19 protein-coding genes are annotated in these 21,800 nt (G+C 59.9%); 11 read left to right on the plus strand and 8 right to left on the minus strand.

What is annotated here, in order from left to right:
- Position 1: 1 nt before the first annotated feature.
- Genes GHO41_RS03050 through GHO41_RS03060 form a run of 3 tightly spaced genes read left to right on the plus strand, consistent with a single transcriptional unit; the run spans position 2 to position 2,645 of the window.
- Entirely contained in the window at positions 2-901 is a 900-nt protein-coding gene (locus GHO41_RS03050; RefSeq protein ID WP_178126461.1) for an ABC transporter substrate-binding protein, read from the plus strand.
- Entirely contained in the window at positions 898-1,893 is a 996-nt protein-coding gene (locus GHO41_RS03055) for an iron ABC transporter permease (RefSeq protein ID WP_153432922.1), read from the plus strand. The genes GHO41_RS03050 and GHO41_RS03055 overlap by 4 nt, the downstream gene beginning before the upstream one ends.
- A complete protein-coding gene (locus GHO41_RS03060; protein WP_153432923.1) occupies positions 1,890-2,645 on the plus strand; it encodes an ABC transporter ATP-binding protein in 756 nt (251 codons plus the stop codon). The genes GHO41_RS03055 and GHO41_RS03060 overlap by 4 nt, the downstream gene beginning before the upstream one ends.
- A gap of 85 nt (positions 2,646-2,730) precedes the next feature.
- Here GHO41_RS03060 and GHO41_RS03065 read toward each other — a convergent pair whose 3' ends face one another.
- Positions 2,731-3,627: a LysR family transcriptional regulator gene (locus tag GHO41_RS03065; RefSeq protein WP_371928823.1), complete on the minus strand. Its 897-nt coding sequence runs from the start codon at positions 3,625-3,627 to the stop codon at positions 2,731-2,733.
- 175 nt (positions 3,628-3,802) lie between these two features.
- On the opposite strand from GHO41_RS03065, the gene GHO41_RS03070 reads away from it, so the two are divergent.
- The 5 genes from GHO41_RS03070 (at position 3,803) to GHO41_RS03090 (ending at position 9,042) form a co-directional block, all read left to right on the plus strand.
- Positions 3,803-4,576 carry an SDR family NAD(P)-dependent oxidoreductase gene (locus tag GHO41_RS03070; protein WP_153432925.1) on the plus strand — a complete coding sequence of 258 codons (774 nt, stop codon included), beginning with the start codon at positions 3,803-3,805 and terminating at the stop codon, positions 4,574-4,576.
- Between the two features lie 37 nt (positions 4,577-4,613).
- Positions 4,614-5,912 (plus strand): MFS transporter, encoded by a 1,299-nt coding sequence (locus GHO41_RS03075; RefSeq protein WP_153432926.1) that lies wholly within the window; start codon positions 4,614-4,616, stop codon positions 5,910-5,912.
- 112 nt (positions 5,913-6,024) lie between these two features.
- Entirely contained in the window at positions 6,025-7,188 is a 1,164-nt protein-coding gene (locus GHO41_RS03080) for a DUF1624 domain-containing protein (RefSeq protein WP_153331972.1), read from the plus strand.
- Between the two features lie 76 nt (positions 7,189-7,264).
- Positions 7,265-7,702: a pseudoazurin gene (locus GHO41_RS03085; protein WP_153432927.1), complete on the plus strand. Its 438-nt coding sequence runs from the start codon at positions 7,265-7,267 to the stop codon at positions 7,700-7,702.
- A complete protein-coding gene (locus tag GHO41_RS03090) occupies positions 7,699-9,042 on the plus strand; it encodes an OprD family porin (RefSeq protein WP_153372089.1) in 1,344 nt (447 codons plus the stop codon). Before GHO41_RS03085 ends, GHO41_RS03090 begins: the two co-directional genes overlap by 4 nt.
- 86 nt (positions 9,043-9,128) lie before the next feature.
- Here the strand turns inward: GHO41_RS03090 and GHO41_RS03095 are convergent, their stop codons facing one another.
- Positions 9,129-9,605 carry a copper chaperone PCu(A)C gene (locus tag GHO41_RS03095; protein WP_153389651.1) on the minus strand — a complete coding sequence of 159 codons (477 nt, stop codon included), beginning with the start codon at positions 9,603-9,605 and terminating at the stop codon, positions 9,129-9,131.
- Between the two features lie 29 nt (positions 9,606-9,634).
- On the minus strand, positions 9,635-10,240 hold the full coding sequence (locus GHO41_RS03100; RefSeq protein WP_048372059.1) for an SCO family protein: 606 nt from the start codon (positions 10,238-10,240) through the stop codon (positions 9,635-9,637).
- A gap of 423 nt (positions 10,241-10,663) precedes the next feature.
- Here GHO41_RS03100 and GHO41_RS03105 point away from each other — a divergent pair, with 423 nt between their 5' ends.
- On the plus strand, positions 10,664-12,856 hold the full coding sequence (locus GHO41_RS03105) for a TonB-dependent siderophore receptor (protein WP_153432928.1): 2,193 nt from the start codon (positions 10,664-10,666) through the stop codon (positions 12,854-12,856).
- A gap of 294 nt (positions 12,857-13,150) precedes the next feature.
- On the plus strand, positions 13,151-14,689 hold the full coding sequence (locus GHO41_RS03110) for a glycosyltransferase family 39 protein (protein WP_153432929.1): 1,539 nt from the start codon (positions 13,151-13,153) through the stop codon (positions 14,687-14,689).
- 69 nt (positions 14,690-14,758) lie between these two features.
- On the opposite strand, the gene pssA is transcribed toward GHO41_RS03110, so the two are convergent.
- The 3 genes from pssA to GHO41_RS03125 form a co-directional block, all read right to left on the minus strand.
- On the minus strand, positions 14,759-16,102 hold the full coding sequence (gene pssA, locus GHO41_RS03115) for a CDP-diacylglycerol--serine O-phosphatidyltransferase (protein ID WP_153432930.1): 1,344 nt from the start codon (positions 16,100-16,102) through the stop codon (positions 14,759-14,761).
- Positions 16,103-16,250: 148 nt separating this feature from the next.
- Complete coding sequence (locus GHO41_RS03120; RefSeq protein WP_153432931.1) at positions 16,251-17,387, minus strand: glycerate kinase; 1,137 nt, start codon at positions 17,385-17,387, stop codon at positions 16,251-16,253.
- 120 nt (positions 17,388-17,507) lie between these two features.
- Positions 17,508-18,605, minus strand: a complete 1,098-nt coding sequence (locus tag GHO41_RS03125; protein ID WP_153428463.1) for a sugar diacid recognition domain-containing protein — start codon at positions 18,603-18,605, stop codon at positions 17,508-17,510.
- Positions 18,606-18,763: 158 nt separating this feature from the next.
- On the opposite strand from GHO41_RS03125, the gene GHO41_RS03130 reads away from it, so the two are divergent.
- Positions 18,764-20,077: an MFS transporter gene (locus GHO41_RS03130; protein WP_153432932.1), complete on the plus strand. Its 1,314-nt coding sequence runs from the start codon at positions 18,764-18,766 to the stop codon at positions 20,075-20,077.
- A 74-nt stretch (positions 20,078-20,151) separates the two neighbouring features.
- Here GHO41_RS03130 and GHO41_RS03135 read toward each other — a convergent pair whose 3' ends face one another.
- Positions 20,152-21,363: an amino acid deaminase gene (locus GHO41_RS03135; RefSeq protein ID WP_153432933.1), complete on the minus strand. Its 1,212-nt coding sequence runs from the start codon at positions 21,361-21,363 to the stop codon at positions 20,152-20,154.
- 16 nt (positions 21,364-21,379) lie between these two features.
- Positions 21,380-21,769: a RidA family protein gene (locus GHO41_RS03140; RefSeq protein ID WP_048372043.1), complete on the minus strand. Its 390-nt coding sequence runs from the start codon at positions 21,767-21,769 to the stop codon at positions 21,380-21,382.
- Positions 21,770-21,800: the final 31 nt, after the last annotated feature.

Here is a 21,800-nt window from a genome sequence, read left to right on the forward strand (position 1 = left end):
TATGCGCTGGCTTGTGCTGTTGTGTCTGCTGGTGAGCCTTGCGTCCAGGGCCGATGACGGCTTCCCGCGGACTGTGGTCGATGCCCTGGGCCGCGAGGTAACACTGACGCACCCGCCCAAACGGATCGTCGCCATCTTCGCCAGTAACGTCGAGATGCTGGCGGCGATCGGCGCCGGGGATGCCATTGTTGGCGTCGAGGCGTTTACCCGTTACCCCGCCGACATTGCCGAACGGGCCAAAGTTGGCGGACGTCTGGGGTTTTCTGTGGAGGCCATCGCCCGCCTGCAAGCTGATCTGGTGGTCATGACCCCGGCCCGGCAGGCGGCAACCCTGGTGGAGCCGCTGCAACGCATCGGCATACCGGCGCTGGTGCTCAACCACCGCGATCTGGAGGCCGTGCTGGCCAATATCCGCCTGCTGGGCCAGGCCACCGGCCATGAATTGGGCGCCGAACAACTGATTGAACACATGCAGGCGCGACTGGATGCCGTGCAAGCGCGCTTGGCCGGACAGCCTGCGGTGCCGGTGTACCTGGAGACCGGAAGCAATGATCGCGGCCACTACCTGACCTTGCGCGGGCACAATTACACCAGTGATATTTTGCGCCTGGCAGGCGGCACTAACCCGTTTGTTGACAGCCGCCTGAGCCAGGTGGGCGGCGAATCAGTGTTTCAGGCAAATCCAACGCGCATTATCGTCGCGGGCAGCCCGCAACAGGCCGCCAGCCTGGCTGTGCGTCCGGGATGGCAAAGCATTCCTGCCGTCGCAGCCGGCCGTATCGACAGCATCCCCAGTGCCTTGTTGCTGATACCCGGCCCGCGTGTGGTCGAAGGCGTCGAGCAGTTAGCCGCGCTGCTGCACCCTGAACTGTTCCCGCCCCTTGCCGAGACCCCGCCATGAGCGCCGCCAACAGACGCTATCGCCTGCTGTGCCTGACCCCCTTGCCAGCGATTTTTATTGGCCTGTGGCTTGGCGCCGAACTGGCGCACTGGAGTGACTGGTGGGCGCTGTGGCGAGGCGATGAAACCCCGTTCGCGCAACTGCTGATGACCTGGCGCCTGCCCAGGGTACTGGCGGCCTTTTGCGTGGGAGCTTGCCTGGGCTTGGCCGGGGTGATCTTTCAGGGGGTGTTCCGTAATCCGCTGGCCGAGCCGTACTTGCTGGGCAGCGCGCCCGGTGCGGCGGTCGGTGCAGCCATCGCGTTACTGGTGCCCTTGCCCTTGGCGATGTCGTTGAGTTTGCCGCTGCTGGCCTTCGCCGGTGCCTGGGGCGCGACGTTATTGGTGCTGCTGATAACCCGCCTGACCCGCATCAACGACACCAGCGGCTTGCTGCTGGCCGGGATTGCCGTGGCGGCGCTGCTCGGGGATTTGCGCAGCCTGGTGTTGCTCGCTTTGTCTGATGAAACGGTGAATTTGCAGGTGGTGTTGAGCTGGACACTGGGCGGGATTCACACCCCGGACTTTCCCGCACTGGGTTTGCTGGCCTTGCTGACCGGGCTGGCCTTGATCTGCGCACAGCGCCTGGCCCATGGCCTGGACCTGCTGGGCCTGGGCGATCATGTGGCCTACAGCATGGGCTTGCGCCCGCAGCGCTTTATCAATGTGTCGCTGTTATTGGCCGCAGCGATTACCGCATTGGCGGTGTCCTGGGGCGGGCTGGTGGGTTTTGTCGGGCTGGTGGCTCCCCATGCGGTGCGCTGGCTGATTGGCCCCACCCATAAGCGCCTGATTATCGCCAGCGCCCTCACCAGCGGCGCCTTGCTGGCGTTGCTCGACGGCTTGGCGCGCAGTGTCTTGCCGCCTGCCGAAATCCCCTTGGGTTTGCTGACCGCCTTGTTGGGGACACCGTTTTTTCTGCTGCTGTTGACTCGTGCGAGGCCCGCTGCATGAAGGTGAACCCGGTTTTACAGGCGCATGGCTTGAGCGTGCACCACGCTGGCAAAGCCGTGCTGCACGATTTTGATCTCGACTTGATGCCCGGCGAACTGCTGGTACTGGTGGGGCCCAATGGTTCGGGCAAAAGCAGCGCCTTGCGGGCGCTGGCCGGCGTGCAGGCGCTGAGTGCCGGGCACGTGCAGTTGCAGCAGCGGGCGTTTCAGCACTTGCCCGCGCCACAGCGTGCGCAAACGTTGGCGTATCTGCCACAAGACTTTCGCAGCCAATGGGATTTACAGGTCCAGGAACTGCTTGAGTTGGGCGCCCGGCGCAACGCCGCCCGTGTCGGGCAGCCGGTGTCGGCGCAATTGATTGAATCGCTGGATATCGGCCACTTGCTGCAACGGCGACTGTCGCAGTTGTCGGGCGGCGAGCGTGCCAGGGCGGGCATAGGCTGGGCGCTGGCGGCGGATTCACCGATTTTGCTTGCTGACGAGCCGACCGCGGCACTGGACATAACCCATCAGCTCAACCTGCTGAGCTACCTGCGCAGCCGCTTGGCGCATTGCGCGCAATTGCTGGTGCTGCACGATCTGGGACTGGCCATGCGCTTTGCCGACCGTATTGCGGTATTGGCTGACGGGCGTTTACTGGGACACGGCAGCCCGCAGGTAGTGCGGGAAACGGGCTGGCTGAAGCAGGCCTTCGGCCTGGAGTTCGCCTGGCATGACAGCGCTCATGGGTTGTACCCGATTCCGCTGGGGTGAGCCTTTCTGTGCGGCAGTTCAATCTGTAGGAGCGAGCTTGCCTCGCGATCTTTTGATCTTTAAAAGATCGCGAGCAAGCTCGCTCCTACAGTTGAGGTTTATCGGTTTCGAGCATGTCGTTGATCAGGTTGAACACAGTCTGTTTGACCGCGCTGTTCAGGTCCAGCCAGGCCAGGCCGGTGCTGGCTTTGTAGCTGCCCAGTTCCAGGGGCCGGGAGACCACGTTGCTAGGCAATGCGCGGCCTGCGTTGGCTGGGAGCAAACCTATGCCCAGCCCGGCTGAAACCAGCGCCAACATGGTGGTGAATTCGCCTAGCTCGGAACCGATCTGCAGTTGCACCCCCTGGTTGCGCAGGGCTTGCATCAATTCGTCGTAGAACCCCGGTGCGTAGCGTCTGGCGAGGATAAACACAGGGACATTGGCCAGCGCTGTCGCCGGAATGCTGGCACAAGCTGCCAGCGGATGATCACTCGGCAACGCGACCACGAAGGCCTCTTGCAGTACCACGCGGGTATGGATGCCAGGAATCACCGCCGGTAAACGCATCAGCCCGAAATCCAGCTGGCCATTGTGCAAGGCGCTGGCCTGATCCGGGCCGGGCATGTCCTTGAGTTCCAGTTCGATCCGCGGGAAGCGCGTATGCAAGGTGCGGATCAGGGTCGGCAAGAGTTCCGGTAGCACCGAAGAGACAAAACCAAAGCGCACCCGGCCAATCTCCCCTCGCCCGCTGGCTTTGGCCACATCGCTGGCGTGGGCGGCTTGCTGCAGGGTGGCGCGCGCTTCGGGCAAGAAGATCGCGCCCACCTCGGTGAGCATCACCGAATGCCGATTGCGTTCAAACAGGCGCACGCCCAGCTCCTCTTCAAGCACCTTGATCTGCATGCTCAAGGCCGGTTGCACGATAGACAAACGGTGTGCGGCCCGCCCGAAATGCAGCTCTTCGGCCAAGGTGACAAAGGATCGCAAGTGCTTGATTTCCACTCTCAAACTCCAAACAGAAGGCGCGCTGACACGTGGTTATCAGCGTTTTTGATCACGAGATCATCAATGACGATTGGACGCACTGCAAGGCCTGGGGTGAACTGGCTAAAACAAGATCATCTCTGCCACCCACAAAGCCTGCATCGGCAGAGATAACACACAGGTGGAATACAGCATGTCATTCAATTTCAGCAGCTTTCGACTGGATGGCCGTCGTGCCTTGATCACTGGCTCTGGCAAGGGCATTGGCCTTGAGCTGGCACGCGGTCTGGGGGCTGCGGGCGCCACGGTGGTCATCAATGATCGCAATATCGAAAAAGCCCACGCTGTTTCCAGCCAATTACGCGATGAGGGGCTTAAGGCCGAGTTCGCGGTGTTTGATGTGACCCAACGCGAGCAACTGCTGGACGCGATCAACGCCTTTGAAGCCGAGACCGGGGCCATTGATATTTTGGTCAACAACGCGGGCATTCAGCGCCGTGCGCCACTGGAAACCTACGACGCCAACGATTGGCACGATCTGATGCGGGTCAATCTGGACGGTGTGTTCTATGTCTCGCAAGCGGTTGCGCGGCACATGATTGGTCGTGGGCGCGGCAAGATCATCAATATCTGCTCGGTACAAAGCGAACTGGCACGCCCGACCATTGCGCCTTATGCCGCCTCCAAGGGCGCAGTGAAAATGCTCACCAAGGGCATGTGCGCCGAATGGGCACGCCACGGTATTCAGGCCAATGGCCTGGCGCCGGGCTACTTTGCCACCGAGATGAACCGCGCACTGGTGGACAACCAGGAGTTCTCAGAATGGCTGTGCAAACGCACACCGGCCGGGCGCTGGGGCCGTGTCGAAGAACTGTGCGGCGCTGCCGTGTTCCTGGCCTCCCCGGCTTCGGATTTCGTTAACGGTCAAACGCTGTTTGTCGATGGAGGCCTGACCAGCGTCGTTTAAACCTGCATCTAAAAAAAACAATAACAGGGGGAACCCCATGAGCACTCTCAAAGAACCCGCAGTGCCGCTGACAGGTACTCGTGAGCAAACGGTCAAGGCCAAGGGCTTTGCGCCCAAACGCTGGCTGTACCTGATCCCGATCATTTTCATCACTTACAGCCTCGCCTATCTGGACCGGGCCAACTACGGCTTTGCCAGTGCTGCCGGGATCGAGCATGACCTGGGCATTACCAAAGGCATGTCCTCACTGATCGGCGCGCTGTTTTTTCTCGGGTACTTTTTCTTCCAGGTGCCGGGGGCGATTTACGCGCAGAAATACAGCGTACGCAAACTGGTGTTCTGGAGCCTGATTCTGTGGGGCTTTTGCGCCATGGCCACGGGGCTGGTGACCAACATCCCGATGCTGATGTTCATTCGGGTGTCGCTGGGCATCGTCGAAGCAGCCGTGATGCCCGCCATGCTGATTTTTATCAGCAACTGGTTCACCCGCAAGGAGCGCTCACGGGCCAATACTTTTCTGGTACTGGGTAACCCGGTGACGGTGCTGTGGATGTCGGTGGTGTCGGGCTACCTGATTCAGGCCTGGGGCTGGCGCGAAATGTTTGTCATTGAAGGCGCTCCGGCCGTGCTATGGGCCTTCGTCTGGTGGCGCATGGCGCGTGACAAACCCGAGCAGGTCAACTGGCTGACGCAACAGGAAAAAGCCCAACTGGCCGCCACCCTGGCCGACGAACAAAAAGGCATGCCGCAAGTACGCAATTACCGCCAGGCCTTCACCAGCCCGGTGGTGATTCAGTTGTGCTGTGTTCACGCGCTGTGGAGCATCGGCGTGTACGGTTTCATCATGTGGCTGCCGAGCATCATCAAACAGGCAGCCGCAGCTGACATCGTCACCGTCGGCTGGTTGAGCGCGGTGCCCTACGTGGCCGCTGTCGCCGCCATGTTGGCGGTGTCCTGGGCCTCGGACAAATCCCAGCAACGAAAACACTTCGTCTGGCCGTTGCTGGCACTCGGTGCGCTGGCTTTCCTCGGTTCCTACCTGCTGGGCTCTGAGCATTTCTGGCTGTCGTTCGTGCTGTTGACGTTGGCCGGTGCCGCGCTCTATGCACCTTACGGGCCGTTTTTTGCGCTCATCCCGGAGATCCTTCCCGCTAACGTCTTCGGCGGTGCCATTGGCCTGATCAATGCGTGCGGAGCCTTGGGCGCCTTTGTTGGCTCATGGATCGTCGGCTACCTGATTGGCCTGACCGGCAACCCCGGCGCGGCTTACATCTTCATGTTCGCCGGGGTGCTGTCGTCAGCGATCTTGATGGCGTGGGTCAAGGTGCGTCGCTGATCGCCAGCACGCGCAGTATTAATTGCGAATAGTTCTCACACGGGTGACAGGTACGGATCGAATGTTATAAGGTAACGCAACTTATGACATTCACCTGCCTGTGATCTCTTCAATGCCAAACGCAATTCAAGCCCCGCCTTCAGGCCAACGCCTGCTCTCCATCGACGCTCTTCGGGGGTTGGTGATCATCTTCATGCTGCTGGACCACGTGCGCGAGACGTTCTTTTTGCATCGCCAGGTGGCCGACCCTATGAACATTGATGTGACTGACCCCGCCTTGTTTTTCAGCCGGACCCTGGCCCACTTGTGCGCCCCGGTGTTTGTGTTGCTGACTGGTTTATCGGCGTTTCTGTACGGTGAAAAATATCAGGGCACCCGTGACGTCTCGGCTTTTCTGTTCAAGCGCGGGCTGTTTCTGGTAGTGCTGGAATTCACCCTGGTGAACTTCGCCTGGACCTTCCAGTTCCCGCCAAGCGTGATTTACATGCAGGTCATTTGGGCCATCGGCGTGAGCATGATTGCCCTGGCCGCGCTGGTCTGGTTGCCGCGCCCGCTGCTTCTGCTGCTCGCCGTGGTGATCATTGCCGGGCATAACCTGCTCGACAACGTGCACTTTGCCGCAGGTTCTGCGATGCATGTGCCCTGGGCGATTTTGCATGATCGCGGCTGGATCGAGTTTTCGGACAACCTGCGCTTGCGCACGTCGTATCCGGTACTGCCGTGGATCGGGGTCATCGCGCTGGGCTACTGCCTGGGACCGTGGTTTGCACGTTCTGCTTCGGCGGCCTTGCGTCAGCGTTTTCTGCTGCTTGCGGGCACCGGCGCGCTGCTCGGCTTTGTCGCCCTGCGTTTGCTCAATGGTTATGGCGAAGCGCAATGGGTGGGCTACAGCAACGTAACGCAAACCCTGATGAGCTTTTTCAACATCACTAAATACCCGCCTTCGCTGCTGTTTCTCACCTTGACTCTGGGTGTCGGCCTGCTGCTGTTGCTCGGCTTTGAACGCGCCGGCCAGCAACGCTGGATCCGTACCCTGGCGGTGTTTGGCGCCGCGCCGATGTTCTTCTACCTGCTGCACCTGTACGTGCTCAAAGTGCTGTACCTGGTCTGCGTGGGCCTGTTTGGTTTGAATCAGGGCGATTACTTCGGTTTCGACGGCATCGGCGCCGTGTGGCTGACGGCTATTTTGCTAGCCGCGGCGCTGTATCTGCCGGTGCGCTGGTTTGCCGGGCTCAAGGCCCGTCGCCGAGATGTTTCATGGCTGAAATACTTCTAATGCGGACGGCGCGGCGTGTTGCTCTAACATGCCGCGCATCCCGCGTTTGGGACCCAGACTCTATGGATAACCAGATATGCGTATTTCATCCCTGACCGTGCTGTTGACCACTGCCCTGCTTGCCCCTGCTGCCATGGCCGAGACCCATGAAGTCAAAATGCTCACTCGCAGCCCGACCGCCGGCATGGTCTACGACCCGGATTACCTGCAGATTGCCCCCGGTGATACGGTCAAGTTCGTGGCGGCGCAAAGCGGCCATAACGCAGCGACCTTGCCGGCCATTTGGCCAGAAGGCGTTCCGACTTTTGTGGGCAAGATTGATCAGGAAATCGAACAGACCTTCACCGTGCCCGGCCTCTATGGCATTCAGTGCACGCCGCATCTGGCCATGGGCATGGTGATGCTGATTCAAGTGGGCGAACCACCAGCCGAGGCGCCAGTTTTACCTGCGTCACTGCCCAAGCGTGCGCTCGACCGCATGAATGCCGCCCTCGCCCGACAGGCTGCGCCATGACCACCATACGCTCCCGCTCAGCCATTTTGCTGGCCCTCGCCAGCCCCGCAAGCATGGCCGATTCGGCCCAGTCCCAGGCCAATGGCTTTATTGAAGACAGCACCTGGGCGGTGCTTAATCGCAGCGTCTACGACCGCCGCGATTACCAGCATGGCAGCAGCAACAGCAGCGCACGTAATGCCTACAAAACCAGGGCTGAACGCAACGATTACGCTGAGGAGTGGGCGTACGGCCTGATGGGCACCTTGCAATCAGGTTTCACCCAGGGGCTGGTCGGCGTCGGCATTGATGCCCACGCCTACCTCGGGGTCAAACTGGACAGTGGCGGTGGTCGTGCGGGCAAGGCCCGGTTGCTGGGGCTGGATAACGAGGGCTACCCCAAGGACGACTACGCCCGGGGCGGCGCCGCGATCAAGCTGCGCATGTCGAACACTGTGCTGTCGTACGGCGAGCAGCGGGTCAAGACCCCGGTATTCAGTTCATCCGACAGCCGCCTGCTGCCCGAGACCGCCACCGGGCTGTTTGTCACCAGCAACGAGTTCAATGCCCTGAAAATGGTCGGCGGGCACTTCACCGGCAGTACCGATCGCAACGCCAGCAGCCATAACCAGGAGTTTGTGGTGAACTACTCCAACGGCCGCAAAGGCGACGCGTTCGACCTTGCGGGTGTGGTCTATACCCCCAGCAAACAGCTGAGCACCAGCCTTTATACGTCTCGCTATGAAGACACCTGGAACCAGCAATACGTGGGCGCCCTGTTCAACCAGCCGCTTGATGAAAAGCGCTCGCTGGCATTCAACTTCAACCTCTATCGCACCACCGATGAAGGCAAGGCGCTGTCGGGTACCATCAACAACACCACCTGGAGCTTGATGAGCACCTATGCCCAAGGCCCGCACAGTTTCAGCCTCGGGTATCAAAAGGTGCATGGCGACACGCCGTTCGACTACGTGACCCGTGGCGCGATCTTTATCAGCAACGCCGTGCAACTGTCTGACTTCAATGCGCCGAACGAACAATCGTGGCAAGCCCGCTACGATCTGGACATGTCGCCCTGGAACCTGCCGGGTTTGATGTTCAGTGCCGCCTATGTGCGCGGCAGCCAGATCAACGGCACGCAGGTTGATCCTAAAGGCGGCTATGCCTATTTGGGGTATGGCAAAGGCGGCAAACACTGGGAACGTGATCTGGAAGCGCGCTATGTGGTGCAAAGTGGCGCGGCCAAAGGCACCACCCTGTCACTGCGCTATAACGTGCATCGCGGCAATGCGGCGCAGGCAGAGCTGGACGCTGACCAGCTGCGGGTCGCGGTGGAATACCCGCTGACGGGGAGGTTTTAAGCAGAATCTGTAGGAGCGAGCTTGCCTCGCGATCTGTTGATTTAAAAGATCGCGAGACAAGCTCGCTCCTACGGTCTGATGGGGGATTAGTGCGCGGTGCCGTGGTCGTGCATGTCCATTTCCATGTGCATCGTGTTCAGCGCACGTGCCTGGGCTTTGACTTCGATCGACTCTTTGGTGCCTTTGGCATCTTCGACAATCAAGGTCAGCGGCACGTGATCACCGTCTTTGATCTGACCTGTCAGGTCCATCAGCATCACGTGATAACCCTCGGGCTCGATGTTGACGGTCTTGCCGGCTGGCAATGCCACGAAAGGAACGGCCTGCATGCTCATGACGTCGTTTTTCATGGTCGACTCATGAATCTCAACGGTCTTGGCCACCGGGGATTTGACCTCAACCAGCTTGCTGTCGCTGCTCGCGGTGATGTGCATAAAGGCACCGGACGAAGGCTGGCCAGGAACAGTCGCGCGCACCCAGGCGTCATCGACAACGGTCTGCGCAGAAACGTTAAGGCTCAAGCCTAGCAACGACAGCAACATCAAGCGATTTACAGTTTTCATAAGACGGGCTCTTTCAAGGGAAGCGGAGATCAGCAGACCGACATCACCGTCAGCAGGTCTTCGGTGCACTGCTTGGCCGTCAATGAAGGCGACAAGCCCAAACGCAGTACGCCACGCGTATCAAACACGAAGCTGGTGGCCGTGTGCGACAGGGTATACGACGATCCGGTCGGGATCTTTTCGTAGAACACCTTGAACTCTTTGGCCGTGGCAGCGGTTTCTTCGAGGGTGCCAGACAGCGCAATAAAGCTTGGGTCGAAGGCTTTGACATAGGCATCGAGCATTGCCGGCTTATCGCGTTCCGGGTCCAGGGTGATGAACACCACCTGCAGACGATCGCCGTCCGGGCCCATCATTTTCTTGATTTGCGCAGCACGGGCCAATGCGGTCGGGCACACGGCCGGGCACTGGGTGAAACCGAAGAAAATCATCGGCATCATTCCGCGAAAGCTGCCGAGCATCATCTCGTTGCCTTCAGCGTCGCGAAGCTTGAACTTGCGGCCCAGAATCTCGTTGCTGAGGTCTTTGCCGTATTTGTACGACAAACCGCTGCCGGGGTCACAACCGGCCAGCAAGCCGAGACTGAGCAAGCCAAGACCGGCAACGACATGGCGGCGAGTCAGTAATGCATTCATGTCAGGTTCCTTTAAGCGGTCTGGCCTGTAAGCCTGACCTTTGCCCTGCGCAGTCAGCACAGGTGTGCGCATGACTCGACCAATGGACCCGCCATTAGCAGCAGCGCACGATTGCTGTGGGGTAAACGCGTTTCATGGGCGCTGAATCTACCACTGTCACGCACCTGTCGCACGGCAGGCACGCCCCGTTGTGGTGCGCATATAAGCCCAACGCCAGCAAATCCGGGCAACGTGGCGGCGGTGCGACAAATCGACTCAGGCAGGCAGCACACCCCCTGATTGTCATAAGCGCCGCAGTGGCGATCAGGTTAATTAATGTAAAGGCGCGTGAAGTTTCGCTTTTTGACGCAAGAGAGAATCTATATCATTTGCCTTTAAGTTTGCACGGACGCCGACACTTCTCTCACTCTGCGCGGAATTCTGATGCCGACCACCCTCGCCCCGTTTCGTTTGACTTCACTGGCTGCCACCTTGCTTGGCCTGCTGGGTACCTCGCTGTGCAGCGTGGCTGCTGCCGATCAGGCCCCGTCCTCCGTGCTGACCCTGGACAGCACGGCCATTTCAGCCGATGAGTTACCCAAGAACGCCCTGCCAACCGTGTTCAGCGGCGGCCAGGTCGCACGGGGTGGTGAGCTTGGTGTGCTGGGCAATCAGGACATGATGGATGTGCCGTTCACGATGTCGAGTTACACCGCGCAACTGATCGAAGACCAGCAAGCAGAAAACATCGGCGATGTGCTGCTAAACGATTCATCGGTGCGCCAGTCCTTTGGCTACGGCAACGCGGCGCAGATTTTTGTGATTCGGGGCTTGCCTCTGAACAGTGACGATATTTCTTATAACGGCTTGTATGGCGTATTACCGCGCCAGGTGATCAGTACCGACAGTCTTGAGCGGGTTGAAGTGTTCAAGGGCCCTAATGCCTTTATTAATGGCGTAACTCCGACCGGTTCAGGCGTCGGCGGTGGCATCAACTTGCAGCCAAAGCGTGCGCAGGACACCCCGACCCGGCGCTTTAGCACCGATATCTCCAGCAGCGGCCGCGTGGGTGAGCATCTCGATCTGGGCCAGCGCTTTGGCGACAACAATGAATTTGGCGTGCGCATGAACATCGCCCAGCGCGAAGGCGATACTGCCATCGACGATGAAAACCAGCGCACCAAGCTGTTTGCCCTGGGGCTGGATTACCGGGGTGATCGCTTGCGCTTGTCGACCGATTTTGGCTATCAAAAACAGCGCATCAATGGCAATCGCAACACGGTGTATATCCCCGCCACATTGACCGGCATCCCCCACGCCCCGGATGCCGACACCAATTACAGCCAGAAGTGGACCTTCACCGAGCTTGAGGACACCTACGGCATGGCCCGTGGCGAATATGACCTCAACGACCAGTGGACCCTGTATGCCGCCGCCGGGGCCAAGCACACCCGCGAAGTAGGCAACTATTCCACCCCGACCCTGCGCAGTACCGCAGGCGCGACCACCGCTTCAAGCATGTTTGTCGCCCATGATGAAGACAACCGCAGCGCCATGGCCGGCCTGCGCGGCACGTTGCAAACCGGCCCGGTGAGCCATCAAATCAACCTCGGGGTGACGGGTATCTGGACCGAGCAACGCTCGGCATATGAGTTGAGTGGCAGTTTCGCCAACGACTTGTACCACCCGATCGACGTGGCCAAGCCAACGGTTTACCCGTACGTGGGCGGCGATATCAACGATCCGGGCATCGTCGGCAAGACCATCAACCGCAGCATGGCGATTTCCGACACCCTGGGCTTTATGGACGACCGTATTCTGGTCACCTACGGTCTGCGTCGGCAAAACCTGAAAGTCGACGGCTGGAGCTACGCCGGCGCGCGCACGGCCACCTATGACGAGTCCATCACCACGCCGGTCTACGGCATCGTCCTCAAACCATGGGAACACGTGTCGCTGTACGCCAACAGCATCGAAGGTCTGGCCAAGGGCCCGACCGCTCCGGCAACCGCTGGCGGTGCTGAAGTGACAAACCGCGGGCAGGCCTTTGCGCCTGCACGCTCCAAGCAGGTTGAGGCCGGGATCAAGTACGACAAAGGCACCTTTGGCGCGAGCTTTGGGGTGTATCGCATCGAGCAGCCCAGCGACGGCTATGTCGACGCGCAAAACACCTACGTCCGCCAAGGCACCCAGCGTAATCGCGGGGTTGAGCTGAACATCTATGGCGAGCCACTGGACGGCTTGCGTTTGCTGGCCGGTGCGACCGTGATGGACACCGAACTCAGCGGCACCAAAAACGGCGCCAACAATGGTAATCGGGCGATCGGCGTGCCGAACTTCCAGTACAACCTGGGTGCCGACTGGGATGTACCGGGGCTTGAGGGCGTCGCATTGAATGGGCGCATGCTGCGCACTGGCGGCCAATACGTCGATGCGGCCAACACCCTGAGCATTCCGGCCTGGAACCGCTTTGATCTGGGCGCACGTTACAGCTTCGAGGTTGAGCAGCGTGCCGTGACGCTGCGGGCCAACCTGGAAAACGTCGCCAACACCCGCTACTGGGCGTCGGCCAATGGCGGCTACCTGAGCCAGGGTGAACCGCGCGCACTGAAAGTCTCGGCTACAGTCGACTTTTAAACCCGCCCGACTCGTGTGGGAGCGGGCTTGCTCGCGATGCAGACAACACGGTGTGCCTGACACACCTTGTCGGTCAAATCGCGGGCAAGCCCGGCTCCTACAGGTTTTGCAACGCCCGGCAAGCCTGCACTTTTTTCACATTGAGTTCACCTCCCCTCCACCCACAGCCCTCTAACGTGCCTTTAAACACACACGGCGCGATGCAGATTCAGCTCAGCGTAAGGTTGAGATCGCTAACATCAGCGATTGAAAGTAGCCGTCTAGTGATCCCCTATCTCCTCAGGCCAACCCTGAATGACCGTTATCCAACGCTGGACCTCAGAACACCGGGCGCTGCTGCTGTTGCTGGGCGTGTCTGCCTTGATGCTTTTGCTCGGTCTGGGTTCGCGCGAACTCTGGGGCCCGGAAACCCGTTGGGCCAACATTGCCCTGCAAATGCTGCAAAGCGGTGATTACCTGGACCCGTACCTCAAGGGCTCGGCCTATTACGACAAACCGCTGCCCTCCTACTGGCTGATCACCGCGACGGCCGGGGTGCTCGGTGACTTGAATCACTGGTCATTGCGCCTGCCATCGGTCATCGCCGCCTGGTTGAGTGTGTGGCTGGTGTACCTGATCGGCAAACAACTGTTCAGCCAGACCGCAGGCCTGATCGCCGGCTGGATGCTGATCAGCACGTTTTACTTTGTGTTCTGGGGGCGCGTCGCTACGGCCGACATATTGACCGTGTGCGGCTTGCTCGCCGCCGTGTGGTGGTATTGGCGGGGCCCTGATGACACCCGTTTTAGCCGCTACAGCGTGTTTTTCATGTTGCTGGCCGTGAGCTCATTACTCAAAGGGCTGATCGGTTTTGTGTTGCCGGGGCTGATCTTGCTACCCCATGTCCTGAGCGAGCAGCGTTGGAAGCAACATGTGAATTGGCGTTTGTGTGCGGCCCTGGCCATCGCGCTGGCGGTGTACCTCATACCTTTTGCCCTTTCGGACCTCTATGGCGCTGCCAACTACGGGCAAAGCGGGTTGGGCCTGGTGCTGCGTGAGAACGTGGTGCGCTTCTTCCAGCCTTTCGACAACCTGGGGCCGATTTACACCTACCTGCTCTACTTGCCGGTCTACACCCTGCCCTGGGCGCCGGTCTGGATCATTGCTCTGTGGGTTGTGCTGCGCAACTGGCGGCATATAGAGCCAAACGCCCGCTGGCTGGTCTGGGGCCTGACCCTGTTGTTTGTGTTCTTTACCGCCAGTGGCAGCCGCCGCAGTTATTACGTGCTGCCGCTGGTGCCCTTCGCGCAACTGCTCGGCGCCTGGTGGGTTGCCCGACGCCTGCAGCAACGCAAAAAAAACGTGGGCCGAGGCTGGAAAATAGCCTTCGGGATGAGTTGCGGCTTGCTGCTGTTGGTACTGGGGGTGTTTTACCCGTGGTCCAACGGTGGCGGCGGCGTGATGCAATTTGGTCAGGACGTTAAAGCCCAAGCCAGCGCCCAAGCGCCGTGGGACGACTGGCGCATGGTGATGATTGAAGTCGACAACAAACTGCCGCTGTATGTGCAGAACGACAATCAGCCGTTTTACTTTGTCAGCGAAGACCAGGACTACCCGCGCCAGGGTGACAGCGCCGCCCTGATGGCCTGGCTGGATAAAACCAGTGGCCATCACTTTGATCCAGAACGCACCTTGATATTCGCCCAGCACCGCAGCGGCGACCCGTTACCGCTGGGCTATTTGAGCGTGGATCACCAGGTGGTCAGCAGCCAGGTCGATAACGGCGACCGCCTGCTGCACCGCCGCCAGACTGAGAGCGTGGCGTATATTCCCGCCGTTGGCGGGAGCTTGTAGTTAGAAGCTGCAAGCGGCAAGTTTTAAGCGGTTGGCTTGTGGCTTGTGGCTTATCGCTTGCGGCTGGATTCAAAGAATCCTGTACAACAGGCGTTCGATTCGTACCCGGCTGACGCGGCGCAGGAACTTGGCCACGGCGGGTGGGTAGTCTGTCAGGGTTTCGAGATTTTTGAAGTGATCGATGCGCTGGGTGTGGGCGAAGATCGCTTCCAGTTCCTTGCGCCGGGGTTCGAGCAATTCGCGACGCGGGTCGTCGATCAGCAGGCCGTTTTCCAGGTCCAGGCGGAACGCTCGCGGGTTGAGGTTGTTGCCGGTCATCAAGGTGTAGCGGTCATCAACCCACATGCCCTTGAGGTGATAGGTGTTGTCGCCGTCACGCCACAGGTGCAGGTTGAGCAAGCCGCTGTCGATCTGGCGCTGATGGCTTTTGGCAAAACGGCGCAAGCTCAGTTCGTACAGGTAAGGCAACGCCGCGATCACCCTGAACGGTTCACTCGGCGGGATATAGAAGTCGTTGGCGGTCTTGTCACCGACCACGATGTCGATCTTCACCCCACGCTCCAGCGCACGGTTGATCTCGCGGGTGACGGGCAGCGGCAAGTTGAAATACGGCGTGCAAATGGTCAATTGCTGCTGACTGCTGGCAATCAACTCGCACACCACCCGGTTCAGCGGGTTGTTTTTGCCAACGCCCAGCAGCGGGCTGACAGACAGGCCAAAGTGCCCGACCGTGCCGTGTGTGGTGTCGTAACTGGCTTTTTTCAGATGGCTGCGCAAGTTGCCGATGGCGCTGCGCAGGCTGCGCGTGGTCGGCAATGACGGCAGATCAAGGCGGTGCACGGCCTTGGCTTCAATCAGGTCATGCTGAACAAAGTGCTGCATGGAATCCGCCAGCGCCTTGTTGTTCAGCACGTGATAACGGTCGTAGCGGTACTTGTCCAGCTTGTGCAAATACACGTTGTTCAGGCTGGCGCCGCTGTAGATCACGCAGTCGTCGACAATAAAGCCCTTGAGGTGTAGCACCCCGAACAGTTCACGGGTTTGCACCGGCACGCCGTAAATCGGCACCTCGCTGTCGTGAGCCGCCGTTTGCGCCTGATACCAGGCCGCGTTGCCGGGCTGCTTGCCCGCGCCAATCAGCCCGCGCTGTGCCCGCAACCAGTCAACCACCACCGCAATTTCAAGTTCCGGACGTGCCGCTTTGGCAGCGTGCAAGGCGTCGAGAATTTCCTGGCCGGCTTCGTCCTGTTGCAGGTACAAGGCCACCAGCGTGATCCGATGACGAGCGCCAGCGATATGCGCCAGCAGGCTGCGACGGAACTCGGCAGCGCTGGGCAAAATGCTGAACGCATCGGCAGACAATGGAAAACTGCGCAGTTTGGGCAACAAGGAACGTTTGAAGAGCGACGGCATAGGGCTCGCAAGGGTCGAATGCAAAAGACCGCACAGCTTACACGATTCTTGGCAACTGCATTAACTGTAGGAGCGAGCTTGCCTCGCGATCTTTTTAAAGATCAAAAGATCGCGAGGCAAGCTCGCTCCTACAGAGGGCCGGCTGCGATTACAGGTTACGCAACGTCAACAAACGGGCGATGTCGAGCGCGCGGTCGGTGAGCAATTGCGCAGCCTGGGCGCAGGCGTCTTCGAGGCTCATCGGGCCGCTGGTCAAGGCGAAGGCGGCGTGTATGCCATGGGCGTACAGGGCCTGATAGCCCTCGCCCAACGTACCGGCCAAAACCACCACCGGCACGCCGTGGGCCTGGGCGATACGGGCAACACCAAACGGGGTTTTGCCACGCAGGGTCTGCGCATCAAAACGCCCTTCCCCGGTGATCACCAGGTCTGCGCCCTTGACCGCTTCGGACAAACCAACCAACTCGGCGACCACCTCGACCCCGGCGCGAAATTGCGCGCCAAAGAACGCTTTGGCGGCAAAACCAAGCCCGCCCGCAGCACCCGAACCCGGCTCATCACGCACATCCTTGGGCAAGACCTTGGCGCAATGATCGGCAAAGTGCCCGAGGGCTTGATCCAGCAGGCGCACTTGCTCAGGCGAGGCACCCTTTTGCGGGCCAAAAATGGCTGACGCGCCATGCTCGCCGCACAGCGGATTGTTGACGTCAGCCGCGATTTCAAAACGCACATCATTCAAACGCGGGTCCAGACCGGTCAGATCAATGCGTGCCACGTTGGCCAAGGCCAGGCCGCCATGGGCCAGAGGTTGGTCCTGGTCATCGTACAAACCCAGACCCAACGCTTGCAGGGCACCGGCACCGGCGTCGTTGGTGGCGCTGCCGCCGATGGCCAGGATGATGCGCTGGGCTCCTGCATCCAGCGCGGCCTTGATCAACTCGCCGGTCCCGAACGTGCTGCTGATGCAGGCGTCGCGCTCATTGCGGGCGACCAACTGCAAACCGCTGGCCTCGGCCATTTCAATGATTGCGGTGCGGCTGTCCGGCAGCCAGCCCCAGTTGGCCTCGACCGCAGCACCCAAAGGCCCTTGCACGCGATTACGGCGCAGTTGCCCGTTACCGGCGGCGACAATCGCATCCACCGTCCCTTCGCCACCATCGGCCATGGGGCACGTGATCAACTGCGCATCCGGCAGCACATCGCTGAATCCGGCAGCAATGGCATCGGCGACTTTTTCAGCGCTCAGGCTGTCTTTGAACGAGTCGGGGGCAATCACGATTTTCATGGGGCGAATCTCCAGTTCTTATGCCTTCCATGCTGCCAGTAATCAGCTGCAAACACGCCGGTCTGGTGCACAAGCAATCACAGGGTTTGTTGTTCATTTTTACAACCGCAGCCGTGCAGGCTAGCTGTGTGGCAGCAATTGCACCCCCAGGTACAGCGCCAGCATGCCGTTGAGGCTTAACGGATCAACCCCGCTCAACTCGGCAATACGCTCCATGCGGTAGCGCAGGCTGTTGCGGTGTATGCCCAGCGCATCGGCACATGGCTGGCTCTGGCCGTCGTGTTCGCACCAACTGCGCAGGGTTGAGATCAGTTGGCCGTTACTGTCTTTGGCCACCACTTTGTGCAGCGGCCCTAACAGTTCTTCGAGAGCATCGTCGTTGCGATGGCGCCACAACATCACCGGCAAGCGATAACGGTTAAGCGTCAAAACCCGGGTCTGTGGCAACACATCCCGACCATAAGCCAGCAAGTCACCGACCCGTCGATAACAGCGGCGCAAGCCCTTCAAGCCATCGGCCTGACCGCCTGCGGCAACGCGCAAGACTTTCCAGCCCAGGCCATCAAGGCGTTCAAGCAAGCGCAGGTCGTCAAGCGCGGTGGTCGAGGGCCGACACCACAACAACGAACCGGTGGCCGGGGTGACACACCAGCTGTCCGGGTAGCGAGCCTGCAACCAGGCACTCAAGGCTTCGGCGCTTTGCCCCGCGCCCAACTCAAACAAGAACGGAATGCGTGATAACTGCGGCTTAAGCCCCAACTGTTGGGCTTCATCAATCAACCGGGGCGAGTCGCCCGCATCACTGAGCAATAAAGCCACCAGGTCATCGCAACGCTGCCGCCGCCATTGTTGCTCTGCCTGCTGGTGACGCTGGCCCACCAGCATTTCAGCGGTCATGCGCACCAACTCGGCATAGGTGCGCAATAACTCGGGCTCGCCGGTCAGCCCGAGCACGCCAATCAGGCGCTGGTCGAGCAATAACGGCAGGTTGATACCCGGCTGCACGCCCTTGAGGTGCTTGGCCGTTTGCGTGTCAATCTCGACTACCCGTCCGTTGGCCAGGACCAGTTGTGCACCTTCGTGCCGTGTATTAATACGCTCTGGCTCGCCGCTGCCTAGAATCAGGCCCTGGCTGTCCATCACGTTTACGTTGTACGGCAAAATGGCCATCGCTCGATCAACGATGTCCTGCGCCAGATCATGATCCAGTTCAAACATGGGGTGACAATCCTTGGAAACATTTGTTCATGGGCACAGGCGGCTGGCCAAAAGGCTGTGCATTGGCACAAAGACAGCAACGCCGAGGTGACCGAGACTCATGCAGCGATCAACGTTAACCTCGGATCGTAAAAAAACATAATAAAGAGAGACAAAAGATGTCACAGAGCGCCAACACGACGCTGATCAGCGATGACGACAAAAACGCCATCTACAAGCGCATCACCCTGCGCTTGATCCCCTTTATCTTCATCTGCTACCTGTTCAACTACCTCGACCGGGTTAACGTTGGATTTGCCAAGCTGCAGATGCTCGATGCACTCAAGTTCAGCGAAACCGTATACGGCCTGGGCGCCGGTATTTTCTTTATCGGCTATGTGTTGTGCGGGGTACCGAGCAACCTGGCGCTGACCCGCTTCGGCCCACGGCGCTGGATTGCGGTGATGATGATCACCTGGGGCCTGCTCTCGACCTGCCTGATGTTCGTCACCACACCGACCCAGTTCTACGGTCTGCGCCTGCTCACCGGTGCCGCAGAAGCAGGCTTCTTCCCCGGCGTGGTGCTGTACCTCTCCCAGTGGTTCCCGACCTTCCGCCGTGGTCGCATCATGGCGTTGTTCATGTCGGCCATTCCGGTGTCCGGCTTGCTCGGCGGGCCTTTTTCCGGATGGATTCTCAGCCATTTCGCGGCCGGTCAGGGTGGCCTGGCAGGCTGGCAGTGGATGTTCCTGCTGCAAGGGATTCCGACCGTGCTGCTGGGTGGCCTGGCGATTTTCCTGTTGAGCGATAGCTTCGCCAATGCCAAATGGCTGAGCGCCCACGAGCGTGCGGTACTGGAAGCAGACCATCAACTGGACGCCGCCAACCGGCCCTCCACGGCAACTGATTCGCTGATGGCGGTGTTCAAGAACCCGGCCATCTGGGCGTTTGGCTTGATTTACTTCTGCATTCAGAGTGGCGTGTACGCGATCAACTTCTGGCTGCCGTCGATCATCAAAAACCTGGGCTTCAATGACGCCCTGGTGATTGGCTGGATTAGCGCGATCCCCTACTTGCTGGCGGCAGTATTCATGCTGTTGGTGGGCCGCTCTGCCGACCTGCGCAAAGAGCGGCGCTGGCACTTGGTGGTGCCGATGCTGATGGGCGCAATCGGCTTGATCATTGCGGTCAACTTCGCGACCCAGCCGGCCATTGCGATTTTGGGCCTGACCATCGCGACCATGGGCGCCCTGACCGGCCTGCCGATGTTCTGGCCGGTGCCGACCGCCCTGCTCAGCGCCGGTGCGGCAGCGGGTGGGCTGGCCTTGATTAACTCAATGGGGCAGATGGCGGGCTTCTTGAGCCCTTATCTGGTCGGGTTTGTCAAAGATGCGACCGGCTCTACGGACGTGGCCTTGTACATGCTTGCTGCCGTAATTGTCGGTGGCAGCCTGCTGGCTTTGCGCATGACCCGGGGCATGACCAACGCTTGATGTTCATACCGTTGCCACGCGATCTTTTGGATTTTTAAGATCAAAAGATCGCGAGGCAAGCTCGCTCCTACGGGTTAGAACTCGATATCCAGCTGTTCAACCACGTTGAACTGCTCGTCCACCAGGCAACCGACGCGCCATTTGTCGAAGGTCAGACACGGATGTGAGGTACCAAAGCTGATGATGTCGCCGATGGTCAACTCAATGCCCGGGGCAACAGTCATAAAGGCATGCTGGTCCATCACAGCAGTGACCCGGCATTCGCTGACATCATCGCCCAACGCAGGCACTACGCCTTCACGGTAACGTTTTAGCGGCATCGGCAAGCCCGCATCGTAGGCCACATCACGTTTGCCCAAAGCAACAACGGCAAAGCCCGGCTCGGGCAGCGATTGCACGTGGGCCCAGACTTCCAGCGCCGGACGCAGACCTTCGTGCAGATCGCTGCGCCGATCCAGCACGCAGCATTGCGCCTCTTTGTAAATACCGTGATCGTGAACCACGTAGCTGCCGGGGCGCAGCACGCTGAGGAATCGCCCGCTGGCCGACTCGGCGGCGAACGCTTCGGCAATCAAGTCATACCAGGCAGAACCCGACGCCGTAATGATCGGTTTATCGAGGGCAAAGGCGCCGTCTTTTTGTAGATGCAGGGCCAAACGCACCAGCGACGCTGCGAAAGCACGAATTTCGCTGATCGCTGCGTCACCACGAATCACCCCTTCGTAGCCTTCGATGCCCGTCAACGACAGCGCTGGCTGGGCGTTGATCGCCGCCGCCAGAGCCAGCACTTGCTCCTCTGTGCGACACCCGCAACGCCCGCCAACCACGCCGTACTCGATCATCACGTTGAGACGCTGGCCGCGCTCGGCAAAGAACGTGCCCAATGCTGCGACGTTGTCCGGGTGATCCACCATGCAGTAGAACTCGAACGCGGGGTCCGTTTGCAGCTCGGCTATCAGTGCCATGTTCGGCTGACCCACCAACTGGTTGGCCATCAGCACGCGGCGCACACCGGCGGCATAGGCCGCACGGGTTTGCACCGCAGTGCCCAAGGTCATGCCCCACGCGCCCTGCTCCAGTTGGCGGCGAAACAAGGCCGGGGCCATGCTGGTTTTGCCGTGCGGGGCCAAGACTGCGCCGCTGCGGGTCACGAAGTCTTGCATCCAGCGAATGTTATGTTCCAGCGCTGCACGGTGGATCACCAGTGCAGGCAAGCTGACGTCACGCACCAGATTGTCGGCACGTTTGCCAGCGCCCTTGGGCACCAGCGCAGTGTTGAGTGGCATCGGTATACCTCGTGTGTCAGACCTTGGCTTTGTAGGCGATGCAATCGATCTCGACCTTGCAATCGACCATCATCATGGCTTGAACGCAGGCGCGGGCCGGGGCATGCTCGCTTTTGAAATACGACGCAAAGACCTTGTTGAAGCTCCAGAAATCACGCGGATCTTGCAGCCAGACGCCGGCACGCACCACATCTTCCAGGCCGTAACCGGCTTCTTCAAGAATCGCGATGAGGTTTTGCATGGTCTTGTGGGTTTGCTCAACAATCCCGCCGTTGATGATTTCACCGTTTTCCATGGCCACCTGACCCGACACGTGCAGCCAGCCATCGGCCTCGACAGCGCGGGCGAATGGCAAGGGTTGACCACCGGCGCCCACAGCGCCAGTACCGTAACGTTTGATGCTCATAAGCAGGGCTCGGTTAGTGAACAGGCAGGCA

The sequence above is a fragment of the Pseudomonas sp. FSL R10-0399 genome (genome assembly GCF_009600165.1).
In the GTDB taxonomy this organism is placed as follows: domain Bacteria; phylum Pseudomonadota; class Gammaproteobacteria; order Pseudomonadales; family Pseudomonadaceae; genus Aquipseudomonas; species Aquipseudomonas helleri.